25 protein-coding genes are annotated in these 22809 nt (G+C 70.6%); 6 read left to right on the top strand and 19 right to left on the bottom strand.

Translation table 11 applies throughout. The annotated features are described in order from the left end of the window. Positions 1-45: 45 nt before the first annotated feature. The 5 genes from ACWC2B_RS09015 to ACWC2B_RS08995 all read right to left on the bottom strand — a co-directional run bounded on the left by ACWC2B_RS09015 (position 46) and on the right by ACWC2B_RS08995 (position 3398). Positions 46-441 (bottom strand): tautomerase family protein, encoded by a 396-nt coding sequence (locus ACWC2B_RS09015; RefSeq protein WP_450715798.1) that lies wholly within the window; start codon positions 439-441, stop codon positions 46-48. Positions 442-612: 171 nt separating this feature from the next. Further along, positions 613-1572 (bottom strand): glutaminase, encoded by a 960-nt coding sequence (locus ACWC2B_RS09010; protein ID WP_450715797.1) that lies wholly within the window; start codon positions 1570-1572, stop codon positions 613-615. Positions 1573-1671: 99 nt separating this feature from the next. Next, the gene (locus tag ACWC2B_RS09005; RefSeq protein WP_450715796.1) at positions 1672-2169 is read right to left on the bottom strand and encodes a hypothetical protein; all 498 of its coding nucleotides are present in this window, start codon (positions 2167-2169) and stop codon (positions 1672-1674) included. A gap of 62 nt (positions 2170-2231) precedes the next feature. Then, complete coding sequence (locus tag ACWC2B_RS09000; RefSeq protein WP_450715795.1) at positions 2232-2741, bottom strand: RipA family octameric membrane protein; 510 nt, start codon at positions 2739-2741, stop codon at positions 2232-2234. Between the two features lie 231 nt (positions 2742-2972). Further along, positions 2973-3398, bottom strand: coding sequence for a DUF5997 family protein (locus ACWC2B_RS08995; RefSeq protein WP_450715794.1), 426 nt, complete (start codon positions 3396-3398; stop codon positions 2973-2975). A gap of 57 nt (positions 3399-3455) precedes the next feature. On the opposite strand from ACWC2B_RS08995, the gene ACWC2B_RS08990 reads away from it, so the two are divergent. The 3 genes from ACWC2B_RS08990 to ACWC2B_RS08980 all read left to right on the top strand — a co-directional run bounded on the left by ACWC2B_RS08990 (position 3456) and on the right by ACWC2B_RS08980 (position 7241). Further along, a complete protein-coding gene (locus tag ACWC2B_RS08990) occupies positions 3456-4244 on the top strand; it encodes a LysR family transcriptional regulator substrate-binding protein (protein WP_450715793.1) in 789 nt (262 codons plus the stop codon). Between the two features lie 152 nt (positions 4245-4396). After that, positions 4397-5503 carry a hypothetical protein gene (locus tag ACWC2B_RS08985; protein ID WP_450715792.1) on the top strand — a complete coding sequence of 369 codons (1107 nt, stop codon included), beginning with the start codon at positions 4397-4399 and terminating at the stop codon, positions 5501-5503. Between the two features lie 91 nt (positions 5504-5594). Next, a complete protein-coding gene (locus ACWC2B_RS08980; protein ID WP_450715791.1) occupies positions 5595-7241 on the top strand; it encodes a GMC oxidoreductase in 1647 nt (548 codons plus the stop codon). A gap of 68 nt (positions 7242-7309) precedes the next feature. On the opposite strand, the gene ACWC2B_RS08975 is transcribed toward ACWC2B_RS08980, so the two are convergent. The 5 genes from ACWC2B_RS08975 to ACWC2B_RS08955 form a co-directional block, all read right to left on the bottom strand. Next, positions 7310-7789: a carboxymuconolactone decarboxylase family protein gene (locus ACWC2B_RS08975; protein ID WP_450715790.1), complete on the bottom strand. Its 480-nt coding sequence runs from the start codon at positions 7787-7789 to the stop codon at positions 7310-7312. Continuing rightward, complete coding sequence (locus tag ACWC2B_RS08970; protein ID WP_450715789.1) at positions 7786-8868, bottom strand: NAD(P)H-dependent amine dehydrogenase family protein; 1083 nt, start codon at positions 8866-8868, stop codon at positions 7786-7788. The genes ACWC2B_RS08975 and ACWC2B_RS08970 overlap by 4 nt, the downstream gene beginning before the upstream one ends. Positions 8869-8932: 64 nt before the next feature. Then, complete coding sequence (locus ACWC2B_RS08965; protein WP_450715788.1) at positions 8933-9835, bottom strand: carbohydrate-binding protein; 903 nt, start codon at positions 9833-9835, stop codon at positions 8933-8935. A 220-nt stretch (positions 9836-10055) separates the two neighbouring features. Continuing rightward, a complete protein-coding gene (locus ACWC2B_RS08960) occupies positions 10056-10799 on the bottom strand; it encodes a class F sortase (RefSeq protein ID WP_450715787.1) in 744 nt (247 codons plus the stop codon). After that, on the bottom strand, positions 10786-11385 hold the full coding sequence (locus tag ACWC2B_RS08955) for a hypothetical protein (protein ID WP_450715786.1): 600 nt from the start codon (positions 11383-11385) through the stop codon (positions 10786-10788). The genes ACWC2B_RS08960 and ACWC2B_RS08955 overlap by 14 nt, the downstream gene beginning before the upstream one ends. Before the next feature lie 386 nt (positions 11386-11771). Between ACWC2B_RS08955 and ACWC2B_RS08950 the strand changes: the two genes are divergently transcribed. Then, positions 11772-12152: a peptidase inhibitor family I36 protein gene (locus ACWC2B_RS08950; protein WP_450715785.1), complete on the top strand. Its 381-nt coding sequence runs from the start codon at positions 11772-11774 to the stop codon at positions 12150-12152. 86 nt (positions 12153-12238) lie between these two features. On the opposite strand, the gene ACWC2B_RS08945 is transcribed toward ACWC2B_RS08950, so the two are convergent. Together ACWC2B_RS08945 and ACWC2B_RS08940 are read right to left on the bottom strand one after the other, a co-directional pair. Beyond that, the gene (locus ACWC2B_RS08945; protein ID WP_450715784.1) at positions 12239-12682 is read right to left on the bottom strand and encodes a DUF6294 family protein; all 444 of its coding nucleotides are present in this window, start codon (positions 12680-12682) and stop codon (positions 12239-12241) included. Between the two features lie 53 nt (positions 12683-12735). Beyond that, positions 12736-13077, bottom strand: a complete 342-nt coding sequence (locus tag ACWC2B_RS08940) for a hypothetical protein (protein WP_450715783.1) — start codon at positions 13075-13077, stop codon at positions 12736-12738. Between the two features lie 285 nt (positions 13078-13362). Between ACWC2B_RS08940 and ACWC2B_RS08935 the strand changes: the two genes are divergently transcribed. After that, positions 13363-13725 carry a hypothetical protein gene (locus tag ACWC2B_RS08935; RefSeq protein WP_450715782.1) on the top strand — a complete coding sequence of 121 codons (363 nt, stop codon included), beginning with the start codon at positions 13363-13365 and terminating at the stop codon, positions 13723-13725. Positions 13726-13912: 187 nt separating this feature from the next. After that, positions 13913-14491, top strand: a complete 579-nt coding sequence (locus ACWC2B_RS08930; protein WP_450715781.1) for a MarR family winged helix-turn-helix transcriptional regulator — start codon at positions 13913-13915, stop codon at positions 14489-14491. A 442-nt stretch (positions 14492-14933) separates the two neighbouring features. On the opposite strand, the gene ACWC2B_RS08925 is transcribed toward ACWC2B_RS08930, so the two are convergent. From ACWC2B_RS08925 to ACWC2B_RS08895, 7 genes are all read right to left on the bottom strand, one after another. After that, positions 14934-15683 (bottom strand): gamma-glutamyl-gamma-aminobutyrate hydrolase family protein, encoded by a 750-nt coding sequence (locus tag ACWC2B_RS08925; RefSeq protein WP_450715780.1) that lies wholly within the window; start codon positions 15681-15683, stop codon positions 14934-14936. 64 nt (positions 15684-15747) lie between these two features. Then, positions 15748-17196, bottom strand: coding sequence for an APC family permease (locus ACWC2B_RS08920; protein ID WP_450715779.1), 1449 nt, complete (start codon positions 17194-17196; stop codon positions 15748-15750). A 104-nt stretch (positions 17197-17300) separates the two neighbouring features. Further along, positions 17301-18146, bottom strand: coding sequence for a fumarylacetoacetate hydrolase family protein (locus ACWC2B_RS08915; protein WP_450715778.1), 846 nt, complete (start codon positions 18144-18146; stop codon positions 17301-17303). 1 nt (position 18147) lies between these two features. Continuing rightward, positions 18148-19092 carry a 3,4-dihydroxyphenylacetate 2,3-dioxygenase gene (locus ACWC2B_RS08910; RefSeq protein ID WP_450715777.1) on the bottom strand — a complete coding sequence of 315 codons (945 nt, stop codon included), beginning with the start codon at positions 19090-19092 and terminating at the stop codon, positions 18148-18150. A 6-nt stretch (positions 19093-19098) separates the two neighbouring features. After that, a complete protein-coding gene (locus ACWC2B_RS08905) occupies positions 19099-20568 on the bottom strand; it encodes an aldehyde dehydrogenase (RefSeq protein ID WP_450715776.1) in 1470 nt (489 codons plus the stop codon). Between the two features lie 57 nt (positions 20569-20625). Then, positions 20626-21432, bottom strand: coding sequence for an acetoacetate decarboxylase family protein (locus ACWC2B_RS08900; protein ID WP_450715775.1), 807 nt, complete (start codon positions 21430-21432; stop codon positions 20626-20628). After that, positions 21429-22805 carry an NAD(P)/FAD-dependent oxidoreductase gene (locus ACWC2B_RS08895; protein ID WP_450715774.1) on the bottom strand — a complete coding sequence of 459 codons (1377 nt, stop codon included), beginning with the start codon at positions 22803-22805 and terminating at the stop codon, positions 21429-21431. The genes ACWC2B_RS08900 and ACWC2B_RS08895 overlap by 4 nt, the downstream gene beginning before the upstream one ends. Positions 22806-22809: the final 4 nt, after the last annotated feature.

The raw sequence follows: 22809 nt of genomic DNA, 5'->3' as shown, positions 1-22809 counted from the left end.
CAGCACCTTGCACGCCTCCGTCGGCCATGCGTCAGGGGCGGCAGGTCAGTTCTCGGGGGAGGGGGCGTACTGCGCGATGCCGTGGCCGAGCGACCAGTCGATGGACTCGTTCTCGGTGAGGGTGACGAACACGTTGCGGGGCTCGGTGCCCGCGTACGCGTGGGCCAGCTCGGCGATCCGCTGGTAGAGGGCCCGCTTCCGGTCGGGCGTCCGCCCGGTGCGCAGGGTGATCGCGACGTACACGATGCCGTGGTCGCGAGGCACGCCGAGGTAGTTGTCGTAGCGCAGGGTGCTGCGGGTTCCGTCGTGACCGACCAGGACCTGGAACCGGTCGTCGGGCGGGATGCCGATCGTCTCGACCAGGGCGTCGTGTACGGCACGGCCGAGCGCGTCGAGGCGATCGCTGTCGGCCCCGAGCGCGTCGATGCGGACGAACGGCATGTCGGGTTCCCCCTTGAGGAGTTGAGGTATGGGTCCGCTCTGCGAGGTCTGGGCCCGGATCTGGCTCTGGCTCTGGCTCTGGTGTGACTGTGGCCCTTGCCCGCCACTGTACATACTAGTAGGTACAGTGGCGGCATGGATCGATGGGAGTCGATCCCACCTGACAGTGGGTCAGAAGACGGAGAGGCCGGTCAGGGTCGTGAAGCGGTCCAGGGCGGCGACGCCCGCCACCGAGTTGCCGCGCTCGTCGAGGCCGGGGCTCCAGACGCAGATGGTGCAGCGGCCCGGGACGACGGCGATGATGCCGCCGCCGACGCCGCTCTTGCCGGGCAGGCCCACGCGGTGCGCGAAGTCGCCGGCCGCGTCGTACGTGCCGCAGGTCAGCATGACCGCGTTGATCTGCTTGGCCTGGCTGCGGGTGAGCAGGGCGGAACCGTCGGCGAGTATCCCGTGCCGGGCAAGGAACCCGGCGGCCCGCGCCAGGTCGGCGCAGGACGCCTCCAGGGAGCATTGGCGGATGTACTGGTCGAGGAGGTCCGGGACCGGGGTGGTGATGTTGCCGTACGACGCCATGAAGTGGGCGAGGGCGGCGTTGCGGTCGCTGTGGTCGGCCTCGGACGTGGCGACCTGCTCGTTGAAGCCGAGACGGGGGTTGCCGGACTCGGCGCGCAGGAAGGCGCGCAGGGTGTCGGCCGCGGCGCCGGTCAGCGTCTGGAGGCGGTCGGTGACGACGAGGGCGCCCGCGTTGATGAACGGGTTGCGCGGGATGCCGTCCTCGTACTCCAGCTGCACCAGCGAGTTGAAGGGGTTGCCGGAAGGTTCACGGCCGACGTGTTCCCACAGCTCCTCACCCTCGCGGGACAGGCACAGCGCGAGGGTGAAGACCTTGGTGATGGACTGGGTGGAGAACGGGTGCTGCCAGTCGCCCACCCCGTACACCGTGCCGTCGAGCTCGGCGACGGCCATCCCGAAGCGCCGAGGGTCGGCCGAGGCGAGGACGGGGATGTAGTCGGCAGGGCGGCCGCGGCCCGGGGTGGCCGCGATCTCGGTGGCGATGCGGTCCAGGACCGACTGAAAGGACGACGACACGCTCAACTTGCTCCGGATTCCCGCGGCACTGCACGACTGCATCACCCTACGACAGGCGTCGTACGGTGGCGCGCAGGCGGCGGGGGCTGAGCACGCGGAAGGCGGTCCCCGGGCGTACCGCCCCGGGGGCCGTCGGCGCTCTCAGGTCTGGGTGCTGGTCCTGACGGCTTCCGGTGGCCACACCACGTCGACCCGTACGCCGGCCGCCCGCGCCGCGCTCACGACGTCCGCGGTTCCTCCGCCGCGGCCCGAGGGCGCGCTGCCGTCCCATACGGCCACCAGGCGGTCCGCCCCCTGGAGCAGGCGGCGGTTCGCCGCCTCGTAGGCGGTGCGTCCCGCGTGGTCGTACGGCATGACCACCACTTCCTGCGCGGCGTCGAGCAGGGCGTCGAACTCGGCGAGGTCCGCCTCCCGCACCTCGGTCTCCCGGTAGTCCCGGGACGGGATGATCGCGGAGAGCCGGCCGCCGATGGCCAGTACTTCCTGGGCGAAGAGGGCATCGGCACCCCGCGCGAGGCACGAGCGCCCCACCAGGTCATCGCCCTCGAACTCCCCGAGCAGCATGCGGAGTTCGCCGCGTACGGGCCCGGCGGCTTCCGGAGCCAGGTCCATATGGCCGGTGACGGCGATCGTGGTCACGTGACAACTTCCTTCCGGGCCAGGTCGGTTGATTGTCACGTTACGGGATGGTCCGGTGCGTATCACACCGCGAGGCCGATGAATCCCAGGAAGTACGTGCTCGCGAAGATGACGGGGATCCAGCGCTCGACCTGGGTCAGCGGCAGGTAGACGTGCCAGTCGAGCCCCCTGCCGAGCGCCTCCCACTCGGCCCTCTGGAAGGCGCGGGCCGGAAGGCGCTCCTCCAGGGCGCCGATCACGCGGAACTTCCCCTCGTTCAGCTGCCGGTACGAACGCAGGGTGAACCACCACGCGGTGCACAGGGCGAGCAGCACGAGCAGCCCCGCGAGGAGCAGCAGGACGGAGAGCCTGCCGTGGTGCGCCTGGGACAGCCAGGCGCCGAGGAAGGCGACCAGGCCGCTGTGGAGCGTCAGGAAGAAGGTGTTCGCCAGGTTGCGGCGGGAGCTGACCCGGTCGGCCATCTCGACACACAGCTTGTACTGCTCGAAGACGGCCTCGTGGTAGGTCGCCCTCTCCGCGCCGTAGTCGGACGCGGTGACACCCTCGTTCCACAGCTCGCTGATCTCGGCCATGGCGTCATCATGCCCCAACCATCACCGCCCGACCCCCGTCTTGCGCAACCGCGATCCGAGGCCTGGGGCGTCTCTACTGACGCTTCGTCAGGTTACGCAATTGGGCGCGCGTTCAAGGGAGTTGGGTCAACCCGGGGTGATGCACACGCAAAGTGCCGCTGACCAGGTGCTTGGTGACCGGTCAGCGGCACTCTCGTACAACTGCTTGGCGTCAGCGGACGCCGGGGTGGGTCAGGAGCGGGGGCCGCGGGACTCGTCGGCCTGCTGCGCGCTCTTCTCCCTGTCCTTCTCCTGCTTCTCCTTGATGCGGACGGCTTCCTTGCGGACCTCGGCCTGGGTGGCGCGCTCCTTCCGCAGCCACTCCGGGTTCTCCTGCTTCAGCGCGTCGATCTGCTCGGTGGTGAGGGCCTCGGTGACCCCGCCGCGCGCGAGACCGGCGATGGAGACGCCGAGCTTGGCCGCGACCACCGGCCGCGGGTGCGGGCCGGTGCGTCGCAGGTCCTGGAGCCACTGGGGCGGGTCGGCCTGCAGGGCGTTCAGTTCGGTACGCGAGACGACACCCTCCTGGAACTCGGCGGGGGTGGCCTCAAGGTACACACCCAGCTTCTTCGCCGCGGTCGCGGGCTTCATCGTCTGGGTGGTCTGGTGCGACGTCATGTGTCAAGAGTAGCGAGCGTGTGCGATGCCGCCGACCATGACCGGTAACCTGGCCAAGTGACAGGCTCGGAAGAATCCCCATCGTTCCGGCTCGCCTATGTTCCGGGTGTGACGCCGAGCAAGTGGGTGCGGATCTGGAACGAGCGGCTGCCCGACGTCCCCCTGACCCTCAGCACGGTGCCCGCCGCCGAGGCGCCCGACATGCTGCGCGGCCGTGGCGCGGACGCGGGATTCGTGCGGCTGCCGATCGACCGTACGGACCTCAGCGCGATCCCTCTCTACACCGAGACGACGGTCGTCGTGGTCCCCAAGGACCACCTCGTCGCGGCGGTCGAGGAGGTGTCCGCCGAGGAGCTGGCCGACGAGATCGTGCTGCATCCCCTGGACGACACCCTCGACTGGGAGCGCCCGCCGGGCCGGCCCGCCCTGGAGCGCCCCGCCACGACGGAGGACGCCATCGAGCTGGTGGCGGCCGGAGTGGGACTGCTCGTCGTGCCGCAGTCGCTCGCCCGCCTCTACCATCGCAAGGACCTCACGTACCGGACGATCACCGGGGTCCCCGAGTCGCGCGTCGCGCTGTCCTGGCCGGAGGAGGAGATCACCCCCGACCTGGTGGAGGAGTTCATCGGCATCGTTCGCGGCCGTACGGTGAACAGCTCCCGCGGCCGCACGCCGACGCCGCCCCAGCCGAAGCAGAAGCGCGCCGACAAGGGCGGCGCCCAGCGCAAGCCCGCGGCGGGCAAGTCGGGCGGCAAGGCGGGCAAGCCCGGCGCCAAGAACCCGCGCGGTGGCTCGGGCGCCCCGAAGAGCGGCGCCAAGCGCGGCAAGCCCCGCCGCCGTCCGTAGCCCTTCGCTGTTACGCGGCGGACGTGGCCTCGCCCGGCGCGTCCGCCTGCGCGGGCCGGGCCTGCGGTCCGCCGGATCCGGGGCGACGTAACCTTCCTGTGGCCGGGCGGGGGCAGGCGTCGCCGGGCGTACCGGAAAGGAACAACGTCCAGGTGAGAGCAGTGTTCGGCGTCCTCGGCGCCGTCCTCGTGCTCGGGATCTTCTCCTCGGTGCTGCGCACCCTGGTGATTCCCCGGCCGACCCGATCCAGCTTCACCCGGATCGTCCAGCAGGCGGTCCGCTGGCCGTTCCAGCGGGTGGCCGACCTGTTGCACGGGGCCGAGGCCAAGGACCGGGTGCTCGCGCCGGTCGCCCCGCTGTCCATCGTCGTCACCCTGATGGGCTGGCTGCTCTTGTTCATGATCGGCTACGGGTTGCTCGAAGCGGCGGTGAGCGGGCTCGGTCTGCGGGAGTCGATGACCGAATCGGGCTCCTCGCTCTTCACCCTCGGCTTCGCCGCAGGCAACCGGGTCAGCCTGAACGCGATCGACTTCTGCGCGGCGGCCACCGGACCGATCGTGATCGGCCTTCAGATCGGCTATCTGCCCACCCTGTACGCCGCCTACCAGCGCCGGGAAACCGAGGTCACCCTCCTCCAGGCGCGCGCCGGCAGCCCGCCCTGGGGCCCCGAGATCCTCGCCCGGTACGCCCAGGTCGAGCTGGTGAACAGCATCGGCGAGCTGTTCGTCAACTGGGAGCGGTGGAGCGCCGAGGTGGGCGAGAGCCACACCACCTATCCGGTACTCATTCACTTCCGCTCCCCGAAGGCGACCCGCAACTGGCTGATCGCACTCCTTGCGGTGATGGACGCGGCAGCGCTCCAGCTCGCCTTCAACCCCTCCCAGCCGCAGTCCGACGTACGGATGGCGCTGCGCGCGGGATTCGTCTGCCTCCGCGACATCGCCGACCTCCAGGGCATCCCGTACGACCCCGATCCACACCCGGACGGCCCGCTGGAACTCACCTACGAGGATTTCCTGGCCGGGGTGGCGCGCATGCGGGAGCAGGGCTATCCCGCCGAGCGCAGCCCCGAAGAGGCGTGGCCGCACTTCCGGGGGTGGCGGATCAACTACGAGGCGCTGGCCATGCGGATCGCGCGGGACATCGACGCCGTGCCGGCTCCGTGGTCAGGGCCGCGCCGCACCCCGGTCGCCATCCGCACCCCGGTGACCCCGATCAACCGCAAACCGGCGCCCGAGCCCCCGGTCAAGAGCGCGTAATGAGCCAGAAGTTACCTCTAGGTATGTAGTGACTTATCACGGAAGCGCCAGTAGAACCTGTTCTCACTCCATCGAGAGTGAGGAATGTCACATGAGTGACACTACCATGCAACCTTCAGGTTCCCAGGGTGTTTCCCGGCGAAGATTCATCGCTGGAACGGGTTCCATTCTTGGTGCCGCGGCACTCGTCGGTCACGGCGCCGCCGCGCATGCGGGAACCGTCGCCCAGGCCGCCCCGATCGGCGACGGTGCCCATGTCCCGGCGCTCGTCATCGGCACCGGATACGGCGGCTCGGTCGCCGCGCTGCGGCTCGCCCAGGCGGGCGTCGACGTGCAGATGATCGAGATGGGCATGGCCTGGGACACTCCCGGCTCGGACGGCAAGATCTTCTGCAACACGACCGCGCCCGACTACCGCTCGTACTGGCTGCGCACCAAGACCAAGCAGCCGCTGAGTAATTTCTTCGGCATCCCGATCGACAAGGACATCCCCCGCTACACCGGGATCCTGGACGCCGAGGACTTCAGCGGCATCACCGTCTACCAGGGCCGCGGCGTCGGCGGCGGTTCGCTGGTCAACGGCGGCATGGCGGTCACGCCCAAGCGCGAGAACTTCGGCGCCGTCCTCCCGTCCGTCAACCCCGACGAGATGTACAGCACCTACTACCCGCGCGCCAACGCCGGACTCGGGTCGGGGCTCGTCGACCCGGCCTGGTTCGACACCGTGGACTGCTACCAGTTCGCCCGCGTCGGCCGCAAGCAGGCCCAGCGCTCCGGCTTCCCGTTCGTGTTCGTACCCGACGTGTACGACTGGGACTACATGAAGCAGGAGTCCGCCGGCACCGTCCCCAAGTCGGCCGTCGCGGGCGAGATCCTGTACGGCAACAACTACGGCAAGAAGTCGCTTCAGAAGACCTACCTGGCCCAGGCCAAGTCGACCGGCAGGGTCACCATCTCCCCGCTGCACAGGGTCACTTCGGTCTCCCCGGGCTCCGGAGGCGGCTACACCGTCGTCATCGAGCAGCTCAACACCAACGGCGATGTCACCACCACCAAGACCGTCACCTCGGACAAGGTGTTCTTCGCGGCCGGCAGCGTCGGCACCAGCAAACTCCTCGTCAAACTGAAGGCCACCGGCGCCCTGCCCAAGCTCAACGGCGAGATCGGCCGGGGCTGGGGCGACAACGGCAACGTCATGTGCGGCCGCGCCAACTACCTGTGGGACCCCACCGGCAAGGTCCAGGCGGCCATCCCGTGCGGAGGCATCGACAACTGGACGGCGGGGGGCGCGTTCGCCGAGGTCGCGCCGCTGCCCACCGGCATCGAGACGTACGCCTCGTTCTACCTGTCGATCACCAGGAACCCCAACCGCGGCACGTTCTCCTGGAATCCCGCGGCCGGCCGGGTCGACCTGGACTGGCAGACCGCCTGGAAGCAGGCGTCCATCGACATGGCCAAGACGATCTTCGACAAGATCAACGCCACGGAAGGCACGATCTACCGCACCGACCTGTTCGGCGTCTACAAGATCTGGAACGACACGCTCACCTACCACCCACTGGGCGGCGCGGTCCTGAACAAGGCTACCGACAACTACGGGCGCCTGTACGGCTATCCGGGCCTGTACGTCATCGACGGCTCGCTGATCCCCGGCAACACCAGCGTCAATCCGTTCGTCACCATCACGGCGCTCGCCGAACGGAACATCGAGAAGATCATCGCCGTCGATCTCACGTGACGGCGGGAACGCGGGGCCGCCCGGGACACCGGACGGCTCCTTTCAATGCGTCTTTTCGAGTCGTCCTTTCAGTGCGCCGGCAGCACGCACACCGAGTCGAGACCCAGCACGTGGTTGAGCCGGCCGAACGCCAGCCATGAGCCGATGCTCATGCTCAGCTCCACGATCTCGACCTGGCTGTAGTGCGCGGTCATCCGGCCCCAGAACTCCTCGTCCAGACCGTGGTGGTCCAGGGCGTACCGCTCGGCGTACTCGGCGGCGAGCCGGGTGCGGTCGTCGAAGGCGTCGGTGGTGCGCCACTGCGCGACCGCGTCGGCGAACGTCTCCTCGACCTTCTCGCCGTCCCGGTCGGTCCGCCAGTCCAGACAGAACTGGCAGCCGTTGATCTGCGCGATCCGCAGCCGCGCGGCCTCGAACTCCCGCAGCCCCAGGGTCGTATGGGCGTACACGGACAGGGAGAAGTTCGCGGCGGCCATGCCGATACCGGGGACCATGTCGCCCCACACGTACCCGATCGGCTCCTGGCCCTCGGGGATGTCGATCCTCATCGTTGCTTCCTTCCGAGTCTGCCGACGGCCGGGCGCAGCGGTACGTCGAGCGCGTCGTAGAGGCCGGGTTCCGCGGCCACCAGCCAGTCGACGGCGTTCACCAGCCGGCCGGCCGCGGTGGCGTTGCCGCCCGCGGACCGGTTGTCGCCCTCGTCGCTCGCCTCGACGGTGACCTCGATGCGCGGGCGCCCCTCGATGACGACCCGGTGCGCCCCGTCACCGCCGCCGGGCGGCACCGGCCAGTCCGGGGCGCAGGAGGGATGGATGCGGGTGACGTGCTCGATGACGATGCGGGGCTCGCCCCCGACGATGCCCTGCACCTCGAAACGCACCGCGCCCTGCGTGCCCGCTTCGAAGGTGCCCATCGTGCGGGTGCTCACCGTGGCATCGAGCGCGCGCCGTTCCATGGTCTCGCGGATGTCGTCGAGCTCGACCCCCAACGCCCTTGCCATCAGGCGTAGTTGACCGCCCCACACCATGGTCGGGACGGACGGCGCGAGCATCAGGGGCTCGTACTCCATCGGATGGCCCATGCCGATCAGATGGCGGACCGACTCCTCCTGTTCGTACGTGGAGTAGTCGAAGATCTCCTGGCAGCGGATCGCGTCCACGGTGCTGCCGAGCCCGCTGATCAGGAGTGGCAGGACGTCGTTGCCCCAGCCCGGGTCGACGCCGGAGACGAACAGGGACCCGCCGCCCTCCGCGACGGCGGCGAGTACCGGGTCCCGGAACTCGGGTGGGGCGCTGCGGTGGTCGTAGAGCGGGTACAGCGCGGGGGTGACCACCGCGGCGCCCGCCCGGATCGCGCGGGTGACGTCGGCGAGGGCCTCGTCGGGCCGGATGTCGCCGGACGCCGCATACACCACGGCCCGGGGTCCGGCGGTGAGTACGGCCTCGATGTCGTCGGTCGCCGCGATGCCCAACCGGTCCTCGACACCGGCCAGTTCACCCGCGTCGCGGCCGACCTTGGCGGGGTCGTGGACCAGGACGGCCGCGAGCTCCAGCGCCGGATGGGCCTCGACGGCACGTATCGCCGCACGGCCGACATTGCCGGTACCCCAGACAACCGTGGAAATCATGCGCGGAGGGTAGCGAGACGGCCCCGAGGTTCCTAGTGCCGTGCCCGGAAAAGATGGGGCGGCTCTACTGGCGTACGGTCCAGTGGTCGTCGGCGCCCGCCTGGATGAAGTTCAACCGCGGGCACAGGAAGTCCTGCCCGGACGGATTCTGGTCGGTCCACGGCGAGTCGGACGGGCTCGCGGGCTTCCAGGCGCCGTGGTGGCGCAGCTCTATGGCGCTGCTGTCGAAGACGGTGTCGCGCGCCTCGGTGCAGTAGTAGCCCACGCCGGTGGACGGGTTCACGCTCGCGTATATCTCGAACATGTCCCAGCCGTGGTCGAGCCCGCTCTGGTCCCGACCGGACTGGCGGTACAGCAACTCCCATCGCGCGGAACGGTAGTTGTAGAGGTACGACGACCAGCTGTTGCCGGAACCGGGGTTCCGCACGAGCTGGACGCTGTAGGCGAGTTCGTTCCCGGAGGGCTGGGTGTACTTCGCCTTGAAGTCCGCGTCGACGGCCACCGTCTTGGCGGGGCCGCCGGCCCCGCACCAGTCCCACGCCCATATCTCGTTGCCGCTGTTCCAGTAGGCGGTGACCACCTCCATGCAGGAGTTCTGCGCCTTGGTGGTGGGTGCGTAGGTGAAGTTGTCGGCGTCGCTCACCCGGTAGGCCGGGTCGACGGTGTGGGTCGCGGTGATGCCGTCGTGGGTGCCCGGCTGGGGGAACACGCCCCACCAGTTGTGCGTGGGCTCGGCCCGGTCCTTGCGGAACGAGGTGCTGCGGCCCTTCTTGAGCGCTGCTACGGCCCGGTCCCTGGCGGGGTTGTGGTCCGGGGTGCGGGCCCCGGCGACCGTGCCGCGGTGGGGGGCGTTCGGGGAGGGTGTGATGGCGGGGTGGGCGGTGGCGGGGTGGGCGCTCTGCACCGAGGCGAGTCCTGCGGCGGCGGTGAACAGGGCTGCGGCCAGGGCGGTTCTGCGTCGTCTCATGGTGGCTCCTCCAGGACCGTGCGTCATGGATGTGACGAGGGTGGGGGGTGGAGCACGGCTCCCGGCCGCTTGGGTGGGGCGGCGGAGGAACCGGATGAGCGACTAGTAATGTCCATGTCATTGACAGGAGTGTCAATAGTCCCGGAACGCCACCGGAACCCCAAGCGATGCTTTCCGGCCGCCAGTTGAAGCGGGGAGTGCTTCATGCCTGGAGAGTGCTTTATGCCCTACGGCCCCGGTCGGCCGCGGAGGCGGCGCGGACCTGGGTGAGGTGGGCGAAGACGACGAGGTTGCTCTCGTACCCCGTCTTCGGGTGGAAGCGGCCGCCGCAGGTGATCAGTCGGAGCTCCGGACGCCCGGTCGGGCCGTAGACCTCCCGGTCGGGGAAGCGGTTCTTCTCGTACGTCCTGACCTTGTCCACGGTGTACACGGCGACCTTGCCATCGGCGCGGCGCGCCTCGACCGAGTGGCCGGGCCGCAGTGTTCTGAGGCCCGCGAAGACGGCGGGCCCTGTCCTGGTGTCGAGGTGTCCGACGGCGACGGCCGTGCCCAACTCGCCGGGAGATACCCCGCGTTGGTACCAGCCCACCACCTTGGGGTTGTCCACGGGCGGGGTGGTGAGATGCCGCTGCGCGTCGAGGCCCAGGGCGACGACCGGCGCCTCGACGCCGAGGTGCGGGATCGCGAGCGAGACGGCCGGGGACGGCGGCAGCGCGGGCGGCGGTTGCGGGGGCTGCGGTTGCGGGGGCGCCGGACGTGGGGACGCCGAGCCCCGGCTGTCGCCGGCCGGGACGGCCGCCCCCTTGGCGAACCGGGGTACGTCTGCGACAGGCGGGGCGGGCTTGTCGTCCTGGGCCCACCAGACACCGCCCACCGCCAGGGACAGGGCGAGGGCCGCCGTCCTCGTCAGGCGGTAGGCGCGCGTCCGGTGCCGGGCGATGGGGGCGCGTCTACGCTGGGCCATGGGGGCGACGGCGGAGCCGGCGGACGTACAGCACGCCGGCGATCGAGACCAGTCCCAGGCCTGCCGCGGCTCCGGCTTGCGGAATGCCAGGAGTCTCAGCGAGCCCGCCGCCGCCTGCGGGCACCCCGCCGCGCGGCGTGCCGCCGCTGGATGCGGAGGCGGGCGTGCAGTCGACCTTGAAGACCTTCTGCTTGGTCGTACCGTTGCCGCCGGTGATGTTCCAGACGAGCTTGTACTGCCCGTCGGGCAGCGTCAGCGGAATGGTGTGTCCGGTGCCGCCCATGAGCTGGAGGGCGCCGTTGAGGGTGGCACCGCCGGCCCTGGCGGGCTGGGGGCCGATGTTCCAGGTGACGCTCTGGACGGTGTCGAAGTTGAAGCCGTCGAGGTAGAAGCCGCAGACCTTCGAGTTGTTGCTCTGGTCGGTGAAGAGCGTTCCCATCGCGTGGATCTTGACGTCGCCGTTGTCGCCGGGAGCGGCGAAAGCAGCCGGTGTGCCGGCCAGGGCGGTCCCCGCGAGGGTGAGTGCCGCGACGGCGGCGACCCGGGTGCGCGGGCTGGTGAAGGCATGGAGTGCTGGGGCAGGCATGCGCAGTTCCTCCGGTTCGGATGATTGTCATATAAAGCGGAGTTCTGTCCGACTCCCTTTCACGTCCGGGGGCTGCGGCGGCCGCGCCGCGCCGTGAGACCAGCCGAAGACCACCCGTCGGCCCCAACGCGACAGGCCGCGGGGCGCGCGGGGCGGGCCCCGGCGCACGACCGGAGCATGCGCCGCCGTGCTCCCAGCCTCGCCCGGTAGTCGAGAAATGCCCTCATGGTGCGCTTTGGGCGACGAAATACTGGCGGTGTTCTCGCGGGGCGGGCCCATCGGTGCCACCGTTCGGCCGTGGCTTCCCCGCGCCCATGCGGTCCCGCGTGGTCGGCGCTGGAGATGTGGCCGGCCCGGACCGCCGACGAGACAGAGGAGTTCTTCCTATGCGTCGTATCCACTCGTTCGCCATCGCCTCCATGGCCCTGGCCGCCGCGCTGGGCGTCGTACCCACGGCGACCGCGGCCCCTGCGGCGCCCACCGGTACGGCGGACTACAACTGCTCACCCGGATACTTCTGCATCTACAGCGGCTGGAACGGCTCGGGAACCCGTTGTCAGTGGTCGCAGTCCAGGCTGGCCAACACCGCGGACAACTGCTCCTTCATCCAGAGGGGCGAGAACGTGAAGTCCGTGTGGAACAAGACAGGGCACCGCGTTCAGTACTACACGCACACCAACTACAACTCACGCGTCGGATCCACCCCGTCAGGCCAGGGCGGCAACCTCCAGGGCAGCTACCAGATCCGCTCCTTCAAGCCCCAGTAGGGGCACCGGCGCGCATCCCGCGCACCACATGAAGAAGCGGCGCTGTGCTTCGCAGAGCACAGCGCCGCCGCTCGTGGGTACGGGTCTCAGCACTCGGAGTGCTGTACGACCCTCGCGATGGCGTGGTAGACGCTGGGTTCGAAGGTGCCCTGCACCGTGTACGTGTGGTGCTTGCTGGGCCACATGGTCGGGCTGTTGTAGGTCCCGGTGGTGTACACCGTCTGACTTGCCGAATTGTTCAGCTTGAACCGCGAGTGCCAGATGTCGCCGCTGATGGTGCGGGTCGTCCAGGTCGTGGCGTTGAAGGTGAGTTTGCCGTCGGAATAGAGCTGTAGGTGGCCGCCCGTCTGATGGCAGTCGCCGACGCTCAGGTCGTCCCAGGTGAACCACTTGTAGTCGGCCGCGACCCCTGAACGGACGGCTCCCCCCTGGGAACCGGCCGAAGCCGTCGCGGGGTTCAGGACGAGGAGGGTGGCACCGATGGCGGCCGCGGACACGAGGATTCTGCTCGCCCGCCGCAGAACGTTCATGAGGGAACTCCCTTGCTGTGGTGCTGAGTTGGAGGACCGAGCCGGGGCATGTGCTAGCCGGAGCCGAATCCCGCGCTGCGGGCCGGCAGCGGCGGAGGGCCGGTCTCGTCCCAGGTTCCTCCGGCGCCCACGATCGCGAGGAGTTGCGTGCAGCCCGTGTCCGCGTAGACGAATGCGGTGGCATCGGTGTCGTTGCTCGCGTGGGCCGCGCCGCCGGCCAGGGGCAGGCATAAGCCGTTCGGCGGATTGACGAGCGCGTCGAGTGTTCCGGTGTCGAATCGGGTGTAGGGGAACTGGCCTTCGGCCGCCCGGGCGCTGCTCGGCAGCAGGGCGATCAGAAGAATGGCCCCGTCAACCGCCGTTCCCAGCCGCCGAATTGCCGGACCGGGCGTCACTTTTCGCGGATCGGCTTTCCGTAGGGCTTTTCGTGGCGTAACTCGCCTGTGCATAGGCACCCCCCTTCTGGGTCACTCGATGGTTCCCTGGGAAAAGTGCCGACGGCAACGGCTCGAACGGTCGCGCACTGGCTTTCCAGGCGCTCGCCAGCGCCTGTACGTCGAGGGTGTGCGCTGCGCCGTCCGAGTGACGGCGGCATGAGTCGCTTCCCCTGCCCAAGTCCGTACGGGACTCTCAAATGGTCTGACTCCAGACAGAGTTGGGCAGGGAGGGAGAGAGCGCAGATGCGTGCATTCATGCGGGTGCTCACAAGTGAGAAGGCGGCCAAGTCGGTACTGGTCGCCGGTGCGGCGCTGTCGCTGTTCGCCGCGATGGCCGGGCTCCGCACCGATGCCCAGGCCGCCGCGGGAAGCTTCGGCTATCAACGCGCGGACACCGGGGGAATCACCACCATCGACAATCCGCCCGACCATTTCTGTTTCATCCTCAGCGGCGAGGCGCTCAGTGTCCACAACGGAACGAACAGCACCGCCATTCTGTACGAGGACGCGGATTGCGACCCGAATCAATTCCTCGACGCGGCTCAGCCGGGTCAGACCCTGAGCTTCGGTGTGCGGCTGCCGTTGAGCGTGCGATTCGGAGGCTGACCGGCAGGGGTCGGGTCGGTGCCGGGGTCGAGGAGCGCGGACGCCGTCGGAGTGGGGAATGCCATCCCGCAGAAGGGCAAGCGGCCGTGTGCGGGGGTGGGACGGCTTCCGGTCGTCGTTCGTACAATTTGAGTCCGAACGATGTCCTCGAACCATGCCGCCCCGCGGCGTCGAAGGGGTGTGGCCCGTGCCCGGCCGGCGATCCATCACCGAAGCAGAGCAGCTGGCGCAGGCGAAGCTCGGCGGTACGCCGATCCGCCATGACCAGATGGCCGTGGTCGCCAACATCTACCGGGCGGCCTCCGCGGTCCGCCAGCACCTGGAGAACTCCGTGCTGCGGGGCTGCGATCTGACGTGGACCGCGTTCGTCGTGCTCTGGGTGGTGTGGATCTGGGGGGAGTCGGAGACCCGCCATGTCGCGGAGGAGGCGGGCATCTCCAAGGGCACGCTGACCGGCGTCGCCCGCACGCTGGAGGCTCGCGGCCTGGTGCGACGGGCCGGCCATCCCACCGACGGCAGGCTCGTGCTGCTCAGCCTCACCGATGACGGGGAGGCGCTGATGCAGGGCCTCTTCCCGCGCTTCAACGAGGAAGAGGCCTTTGTCACGGGGCAGTTGGGCGACGAGGAGTGCCGGAGCGTGGCCGACGGGCTGCGGCGGGTCGTGCTGCAGGTCGAGGAGCGGGGGGAGGACCGCAGACGCGACCTCCTGGACGGCGCGGAACCGGCCCCGCGCCGCAGCGGCCGCCGCGCGAAGCGTTCTGCCTGACGGGGGGCGGGGTGGTGGGCCGGTGCTGCTGGGGCTCCGCCCCGGACCCCATTGGGCCCCTCCCCGTCCCTTCCCCGGACCAGCCGGGGGTGTGGGTGTGAACGGCTGTGGCCAGTGGTTCGGGTGCGGGTCGTGTGTGGCTGGTCGCGCAGTTCCCCGCGCCCCTGGCAGGATCGATCCTGGCAGAGCCGAGCGTCTTCAGCCCGTTGACTCGCGTGCCGCCCCGCCAGGCATCCGCAGGCCCGTCCGACGGACACGGACGTCAGCCCACTCCAGCCTGTCCGGCGTTTGGGCACGAGCGCCCTCAAGGCGCGAACGGGGGTCCGGGGGGCGGAGCCTTCGAAGGGGATGCAGGGCGGAGCCCCCGCGGGGGTTCGAGGGGCGCGGCCCCTCAGGGGGCTGGGGCGGAGCCAGCCCGAGGAGCTGAGCCGTCCCACCCCCGTCACGGGCGGACGGGTGCGTAAACTCCCAAGGGGCTCCCCGCCCGCACCAGCGCCTCGAACAACCCCCGCTGCGCCGCATCCTCGTGCGCCGTGTCCTCCGGGTGCCACTGCACCGCGACGAACCAACCGGCGTGGCCGGGGAGTTCAAGCCCCTCCACCGTGTCGTCGGCGGCGCGGGCCGTGACCGTCAGGCCGGCCCCGATGCGGTCGAGGCGCTGGTGGTGATAGCAGGACGCGGTCACCTTCGTCGTACCAGCGGCCCGCGCGAGCAGCGTGCCGGGGTGGACGGTCACCCGGTGCACGTAGTGCCGGTGTGCGCGCTCGGGGCCGCCCATGTCCTGGTGCAGGGTGCCGCCCAGAGCGACGTTGACGACTTGCATGCCGCGGCAGACCGCGAGGAGGGGCAGCCTCAACTCCAGTGCCTGGTAAGCCACTTCGAGGTCGAAGCCGTCCTGCTCGGCATCGACGTCGTACACGCTGGGGTCGGGCTCGGCAGCGTACCGGCGCGGTGAGAGGTCGCCGCCCCCGGGCAGCAGTACGCAGTCGAACCGGGCGAGCCGGGCACCCACCTCGGCCGGATCCGCCCGGCCGCCCGGCGCGTGGGGATGCAGGGTGACCGGCTCGCCGCCCGCCCGCCACACCGCCTCGATCAGCGCCCGGGCGTTGACCTCGGCCGCGTACCGCAGCGCCGAGGTGGAGGCGGAGAAGCGGGCCGGGATCGCGACCAGCGGGCGCACGGCGAAGCTCACGTAGTTCTGCCCCGGATCGGCCGGGCCGGGACCGGGACCGTGCCCGGCGGGCGCACGGCGGAACTCACCGGGCCCTGCCGCGGATGAGCCACGCCGCCCCCGCGCCGAGCGCCAGGACCACCGGCACGGCCAGCGCGAGCCACGTCGCCGTCGCGCGGTCGCCGCCGATGAGCGTCGTCAGGTTGGCCAGGATCAGCCAGATCGCGCCCGCCAGACCGAGCGCGCCGAGGGCCGGGGCGATGAGCGTGTTCCACGGCCGGGTGTCGAGGCGCTCGCGGCGGAAGAAGACGATCACCGAGACCGAGGTCAGGAAGTACAGCAGCATCATCGCGAGCACCGCCACCCCGCTGAACCAGGAGAACAGGGTGAGCACCGGGTCCTTGCCGGCGAAAGCGAACGGCATGACGAGCAGGACGGCGATGGTCGTCTGCACACCGCCCGCGACCCACGGGGAGTGCCGTCGGTTCAGGGTGCGCAGCCCGCGCGGAAGGAGGCCTTCCCTGCTGAGCGAGAACAGATAGCGGTTGGCGGAGTTGTGGAAGGCGAGCATGCCCGCGAACAGCGAGGTGGCGAGCAGGACCGGCAGCACATCGTTCGCCCAGCCGCCGAACCGTTCGGCGATCGGCGCGAACACGAACGCCGATCCGTCACCACCCGCCAGCGCCTTGCCGGCCGCCCCGGTGGCGCCGGACGCACCGTATGAGGAGACCACCATCCACGAGGTGAAGGCGAAGAAGGCGGTGACCACGACGATCGACAGATAGGTGGCCCGCGGCACGGTCCGGTGCGGATTCCGGGCTTCCTCGCCGTAGATCGCGGTCGCCTCGAAGCCGAACATCGACGCCACCGCGAACATCAGCGCCACTCCCGGAGCGCCCTGGAGCGCCGCGCCCGGCGAGAAGCTGTGCGCGAAGCCGAGCCCTTCCGGGCCGCCGCCCCGGACCAGCGTCACCAGGCCGAAGGCGAGCAGCATGCTCATCTCCGCGAAGACGAACACCGCGAGGACCTTGGCCCCCATCTCGATGCCGGTCGCGCCGAGCACCTGCACGACGGCCATGGTGGCCAACGCCCATACCCACCACGGCACTTCGGCGCCCGTGTGCTCCTTGACGATCCCGCTCACGGTAGCTCCGTAAAGGCCGTACATCGCGGCCTGGATGGTGCAGTACGCGAACAGCGCGACGGCCGCGCTGCCCGCGCCGTACGTACGGCCGAGGCCCCGGCCGATGTACGTGTAGAAGGCCCCCGCGTCGACCACGTGGCGGCCCATGGCGACGAAGCCGACGGAGAACAGCAGGATCACCGCGCCCGCGGCGACGTACGCGGCGGGCACGCCGGGCCCGTCGCCGAGGCCCACGGAGAGCGGGACGGCGCCCGCGATGCCGGTCAGCGGCGCCTGCGCCGACAGGACGAGGAAGAGGATGCCGAGGACGCCGAGCGCGTCGGGCTTGAGCCGTCCCGCGGCGGGGGAGTCCTGGTCGATGGGTTGTCTTGCGGCCGTCCTGCCGTCCACGCGGATCACCTGTCCGAGGGCTCGGTCTGCGGGTGGGGGAGGTGGTGCAGCACCGCGCCGGGCGTCCCCGTGGCATGCCCGGTGCGGTGCTCGTATGGGGTGTCCTATCGGCGCGGCGCCCGGATGCCGCGGAACTCCCAGTCCCCGCCGAGCGCCGTGGACAGCACTTCCTCGGACTCGGTGGGCTGGGCGCCGACGTCGGCGCGGATGGGTGTCGGTCCGGCGACGATGTGGTTGCTGAGCCGCCCGAGCCCCTCGACCTCGACCTCGACGACGTCTCCCGGCTGTACGGGACGGGAGTTGGCCGGGGTCCCCGACAGGAGTACATCGCCGGGCAGCAGGGTGATGGTGCGGGCGATGTCGGCGACGAGATAGTGCATGTCCCATCGCATCTCGTCGGTCGAACCGTCCTGCGCCACCTTGCCGTTGACGTAGGTGCGCAGGTACTTGTGGCGGAAGTCCCAGTCGGTGACGAGCCCGGGGCCGAGCGGGCACAGGGTGTCGGAGCCCTTGACGCGCAGCATCGAGCCGGCGTCGGTGTCGCGGAAGTCGTGCAGTCCGAAGTCGTTGCCCACGGTGTATCCCGCGATGTACGCGGCCGCCTGGTCGGGTGCGATGTTGCGGGCGGTCCTGCCGATGACGATGGCCACCTCGCCCTCGTAGTTGAGCCACTTGCAACCCGCCGGGCGCACCACCGCGCCCTGGTGGGAGTTGAGGGCCGAGACGGGTTTGTGGAAGTAGGTCGGAGCGGGCGGGAGTCGGGCGCCGAACTCCTCGACTCTGCTGCGGTGGTTGAGGTGGACGGCGACCACCTTCGAGGGCACGACGGGCGGCAGGTGCGCGGCTTCGTCGGCCTTCACGCGGCGGCCGTCCCCGGCGACGAGCTCGTCCCCTTCGCACAGGACCTGAACGGGTGACCCGTCGAGCAGGATGCGGCGGTACTCGGTCATGTCAGGCCTCCCGGTCGCGTCGGTGCGGGTGGCGTGGGGCGGCGGGCGCGGGCAGGCCCGTGCAGGTCCAGCCGTCGGCGGGGCGGTCGAACCACAGGTGGACCTGCCCGGTGCCGATCGAGTTCTCGTACGCTCCGTACTGGCGGCCGGGCGCGGCGCAGGCCTCGCCGCCGAGCGCGCCCGCCATCATCAGGTAGTGCGCGAAGCCCGCCTCGGGCCTGAACTCCCGGAATTCCGGCATGGTTCGGAGCACCTTGGCGTGGCGGCCCTCCTTGAACCAGCCGATGCGTTCGACGTCCGCCGCCCGGGCCTCGGGCGTACGGATGTGGGCGGGATCGCTCGCCTCGTGGTCGCGCAGTTCGCGCAGCGGCCAGAAGGTGTGCGACAGGGCGCCCGACGCGATGAGGAGGACCCTGCGGCCGGGCGTCGCAGCGATGCCGTCGGCGAGCGCCCGGCCGAGCCGCAGATGGTCCTCCACGTCACCGGTCTGACACACCCCGATGGACACCCACCGCTTGTCGGGCAGCCCCTCGCCGAGGAACTTCCACAGGTTGACGGTGGCGTAGTGCACCGGAAGGTACGGGTCGTCGACGGCGGTGATCCAGGTGCCGTGCCGGTCCGCGAACCCGGCTGTCCGGTAAGCGAGTTCGGGGTCTCCGGGGAAGTCGTACCGCATCCGGCACATGCCCCGGGGAAGCTCCTCGGAGGTGAACAGCCCGGCGCGTCGGCTCTGCGCGGTGACGACGAACTCGACGGTGGTCGCCCAGTGCGAGTCGAGGACCACCACCGTGTCGTAGCGGTCGCTCTCGAAGACGTCCTCACGCAGCTGACGCAGACCGGTGACGAGGCTGATCTCCTTGCCCTCGTTCAGTTCCCGCCGCACCGGCTCGGGCAGCACGATGGTGGGCACGTGCGCGAGCAGGCCCGCTCCGACGATCTCGCCCATGGCCCCTCAACTCCCCGGTGCCGTAACGGTGTTCTTGACGTCGCAGAAGAAGTCGAAGCTCCAGGTGCCGCCCTCGCGGCCGATGCCGGACGCGCGCGAGCCGCCGAAGGGCGCCCGCAGGTCGCGTACGAAGAAGCAGTTCACCCAGACCGTGCCCGCCACGAGCGCGGCGGTCACCCGCCGAGCCCGCTCGTCATCCGAGGCGACCACGGTCGCGGCCAGCCCGAAGCGGGTCCCGTTGGCGAGGGCCAGCGCCTCGTCCTCGTCCGCGAACGTCTGGAGGGTGAGCACCGGACCGAACACCTCCTCCTGGACGATCTCGCTGTCCTGCGCCACATCGGTGAGCAAGGTGGGGCGGTAGTACGTGCCGCCGAGCTCGGTGTTGGGTGTGCCGCCGAGCAGGGCCCGTGCCCCGGACGCGACCGCACGCCGTACGAACCCGTCGACCTTCTCAAGCTGGGCGGGGTGGACCAGCGGCCCGATGTCGGTCGCCTCGTCGCGCGGGTCGCCCTGCCGGAGCCGGGCGGCCTTCGCCACGAACCGCGAGGTGAACTCCGTCGCGACGGACTCCTCGACGAGCAGCCGGGTGGCGGCCAGGCACACCTGCCCCGCGTTGTCGTACTGCTCCACGGCGAGATCGACGGCCAGATCGAGATCGGCGTCGGCGAAGACCAACAGCGGTGATTTGCCGCCCAGTTCAAGGCTCAGCGGGGTGAGGTGCCCGGCCGCGGAGGCCGCGATGCGGCGGGCGGTGGGCACCGACCCGGTGAAGCCGATGCGGCATACGTCCGGGTGGGCGACCAGCGCGGCGCCCGCCTCGGAACCGTATCCCTGGACGACGTTGAGGACACCGGGCGGGAGTCCGGCGTCGGCGGCGATGTCGGCCAGCAGCGACGCGGTGAGCGGCGACCACTCGGCGGGCTTGAGGACCACCGTGTTCCCGGCGGCGAGGGCGGGCGCCACCTTCCACGTGGCCAGCATCAGCGGTGCGTTCCATGGCGTGATCAGCACGCACGGCCCCGCCGGGTCCCAGGAGACGTGATTGACGGGACCGGGGCCTTTGGGCGGGGTCGTGAAGTCGTCGAGGCTCAGGGCAAGCAGCCGGTCGGCGAAGAAGCGGAAGTTGTGCGCCACCCTCGGCATCACCCCGCGCCGGTGGGAGCGGAGCAGCGAGCCGTTGTCGAGGGTCTCGACCTGGGCCAGGTCCTCGGACCGCTTCTGCACGCCGTCCGCGATGGCATGCAGGACTCGGGCCCGCTCAGCGCGGGGCGTGGCCGCCCAGCCGGGGAAGGCGGCCTTCGCGGCGGCCACCGCCGCGCCGGCCTCGAAGGAGGAGCCGCGCGCCACCCCCGCGAGCGCGCGGCCGTCGATCGGGGAGACGTCGGTGAAGGTGCTGGGGGAGCCGACGCGCGCGCCACCGATCCAGTGCCGCGTGTCGACGGCCACCCCGGCGACGGTGGCAGTGTGCTCATTCATGACCGTCCTCCGACTGATCGGCACCGGACCCTCCAACTAAGCGCCACGACAAGTGAGTCACTCGGCTCCCGAGGTGTTGGTTTCGAGGAGTCTGCCGCCGTCCCAGACGACGCCGACCTGCCGGAAGTACGCCGCGATCGGCTCCCGTACCGCGAGGCGGGCCAGCTCTTCGGTGGGGGACTCGAAGAGTTCCAGATCGGCGTCCCCCACCCACGCCTGCCCGGCCTCGAAGGACGCGGCGCCGGACTCGATCAGCTCGTCGAGGGCCAGCCCCTTGCCCTTCTCGATGGAGGGCAGCCAGCGGTGGTGCGCCATCGGATGCCCGTTCACGAAGCCGCCGGTCGACGAGGGCTGACGCAGCGTCACCACGACTTGGGCGAGCCTGCGGTCGGCCGCCGCGAGGGTGGCCCCGAAGCGGGCCCCCGCCTCGATCCGGGGCGCCGGCCCGAACGGGTGCGGCCGAGTCTGGTGGATCGAGCCGAGCTTCTTCGGATAGCCCTGGTGGAAGCCGCGTACGACCGCGAAGTCCTTGTCGACCCAGATGTACACGCAGCGCGAGTAGACCTGCCTCCGGTAGGAGCAGCGCACCACCGCGAACGCCTCCTTGTACTGGGCCAGCACCGGGTCGAGCAGCTCCCGCTTCGAGGCCGAGCAGGACTGCCAGTCCGCCCAGACGAGGGCGACCGCTCCCGGGTCCTCGGGCGCCAACTCCAAGGGGTGGGGCAGGAGTTCGCGTACGCGCTCCGGATCCGTACGGTATTCGACCGTGAGGACGTCGCCCGAGTAGAGCCACGGGGGCGCGGGGACGATCGACGAGTCGCCGGTCGCCGTCTTGGGGTGGAAGTAGCCGCGGACGCCGCTCACGGGGCGACGCCTTGTCGGCTGAGGGCGGGCCTTTCGAGGAGGAGGGGCCGGTGGCGGGCGGCGGCCGCGGTGGCGGCCGGGCCTCCGAGCCCCACCACGCCGACGAGGCGGCCGTCGCGGTGGTAGCCGACCAGGACGTCACCGTCCACCGCGCCGTCGAGCAGCCGCACGTCGTCGCGCCCCAGCTCGGGTGAGCCGAAGGACTGGAGCCGGAAGTCGTACTGGTCGCTCCAGAAGGAGGGGAGGGGCGCGAAGGGCTCCAACTCGGCGGCATTCGAATGCAGTTGGGCTGTGAGCACCTTCGCGGCGTGCTTGGCTGTGTCGCCGGGGATCGACCAGTGCTCGACCCGGCGCGGTACGCCGTCGTACCGGGCGTTGGGGAAGCGGGCGATGTCGCCGACGGCGACCACACACGGCAGCCCGTCCGCACCGGCCGCCGTTCCGCATGGCAGTCCGCGGGCACCGGCCGCTGTGCCACGTGGCAGCCCGTCGGTACCGGTAGCTGTGCCGGACGACCATGGCGGTCCGCCCGCCTCCGCCGCTTCCTCCGCCCCGCCGTCAACGCCCCGCACCCGCAAGTGACCGTCGGTGAGGACGCCGTCGGACAGGTCGAGGCCGTTTCCCGCCAGCCACTCGGTGTTGGCGACCGAGCCGACCGACTCCACGACCACGTCGGCCGCCAGGACCCGCCCGTCGCTCAGCGCGACCCCCGTCACGCGGGCCCCGCCCTCGAACCCGGCGACTCCCGTGCCCAGCGTGAAGCGCACCCCGCGTTCCTCGTGGCGGCGCAGCAGCGCTCGGGCGAGCAGCTCGCCCAGGGGGCGCAGCATCGGCAGCGGCTCGACGTCGACCACCGTCACCTCGGCGACGCCGAGACCGACGGCGGTGGCGGCCACCTCGCAGCCGATGAATCCGGCGCCGATCACGACCAACTTCACTCCGGGCGGCGTCAGTTCGTCCCGTAGCGTCCTCACGTCTTCGAGTGTGCGGACCGTGTGGCGGCCGCTGCCGGGGCCGGACGGTCCCGGGCAGGGCAGCCGTCGCGAGCGCAGCCCGGTCGCGACGACCAGGCCGTCGAAGCCGAGCTCCTCGCCGTCATCGAGGACGACGACGCGGTCCCGCAGCCGGGCACTCGCCACCCTCGTTCCCAGCCTCCACTCCACGTCGGCGGTGTTCGGCCGCGGAGCGAAGGCAAGCGAGGCGAACGACGCCGTCCCCGCGAGGACCCGCTTGGAGAGCGGGGGCCGGTTGTACGGCATGTGGGGTTCGTCGCCGACCACCGTGATCGGGCCGCTCCAGCCGGCGGCGCGCACCTGCTCGGCGGCCCTCAGACCGCCCAGCGACGCCCCGGCCACGACCACGCGCGGGGTCACGGCG

Source organism: Streptomyces sp. NPDC001415, assembly GCF_053597395.1.
This window is presented reverse-complemented; position numbering and strand designations above follow the sequence as displayed.

What these genes read in the sequence shown, in the direction of transcription:
- ACWC2B_RS09015 (WP_450715798.1), bottom strand. Translation starts at nt 441, where the DNA reads ATGCCGTTCGTCCGCATCGACGCGCTCGGGGCCGACAGCGATCGCCTC.
- ACWC2B_RS09010 (WP_450715797.1), bottom strand. Translation starts at nt 1,572, where the DNA reads ATGCAGTCGTGCAGTGCCGCGGGAATCCGGAGCAAGTTGAGCGTGTCG.
- ACWC2B_RS09000 (WP_450715795.1), bottom strand. Translation starts at nt 2,741, where the DNA reads ATGGCCGAGATCAGCGAGCTGTGGAACGAGGGTGTCACCGCGTCCGAC.
- ACWC2B_RS08995 (WP_450715794.1), bottom strand. Translation starts at nt 3,398, where the DNA reads ATGACGTCGCACCAGACCACCCAGACGATGAAGCCCGCGACCGCGGCG.
- ACWC2B_RS08980 (WP_450715791.1), top strand. Translation starts at nt 5,595, where the DNA reads ATGAGTGACACTACCATGCAACCTTCAGGTTCCCAGGGTGTTTCCCGG.
- ACWC2B_RS08975 (WP_450715790.1), bottom strand. Translation starts at nt 7,789, where the DNA reads ATGAGGATCGACATCCCCGAGGGCCAGGAGCCGATCGGGTACGTGTGG.
- ACWC2B_RS08970 (WP_450715789.1), bottom strand. Translation starts at nt 8,868, where the DNA reads ATGATTTCCACGGTTGTCTGGGGTACCGGCAATGTCGGCCGTGCGGCG.
- ACWC2B_RS08965 (WP_450715788.1), bottom strand. Translation starts at nt 9,835, where the DNA reads ATGAGACGACGCAGAACCGCCCTGGCCGCAGCCCTGTTCACCGCCGCC.
- ACWC2B_RS08960 (WP_450715787.1), bottom strand. Translation starts at nt 10,799, where the DNA reads ATGGCCCAGCGTAGACGCGCCCCCATCGCCCGGCACCGGACGCGCGCC.
- ACWC2B_RS08955 (WP_450715786.1), bottom strand. Translation starts at nt 11,385, where the DNA reads ATGCCTGCCCCAGCACTCCATGCCTTCACCAGCCCGCGCACCCGGGTC.
- ACWC2B_RS08950 (WP_450715785.1), top strand. Translation starts at nt 11,772, where the DNA reads ATGCGTCGTATCCACTCGTTCGCCATCGCCTCCATGGCCCTGGCCGCC.
- ACWC2B_RS08945 (WP_450715784.1), bottom strand. Translation starts at nt 12,682, where the DNA reads ATGAACGTTCTGCGGCGGGCGAGCAGAATCCTCGTGTCCGCGGCCGCC.
- ACWC2B_RS08935 (WP_450715782.1), top strand. Translation starts at nt 13,363, where the DNA reads ATGCGTGCATTCATGCGGGTGCTCACAAGTGAGAAGGCGGCCAAGTCG.
- ACWC2B_RS08915 (WP_450715778.1), bottom strand. Translation starts at nt 18,146, where the DNA reads ATGACCGAGTACCGCCGCATCCTGCTCGACGGGTCACCCGTTCAGGTC.
- ACWC2B_RS08910 (WP_450715777.1), bottom strand. Translation starts at nt 19,092, where the DNA reads ATGGGCGAGATCGTCGGAGCGGGCCTGCTCGCGCACGTGCCCACCATC.
- ACWC2B_RS08905 (WP_450715776.1), bottom strand. Translation starts at nt 20,568, where the DNA reads ATGAATGAGCACACTGCCACCGTCGCCGGGGTGGCCGTCGACACGCGG.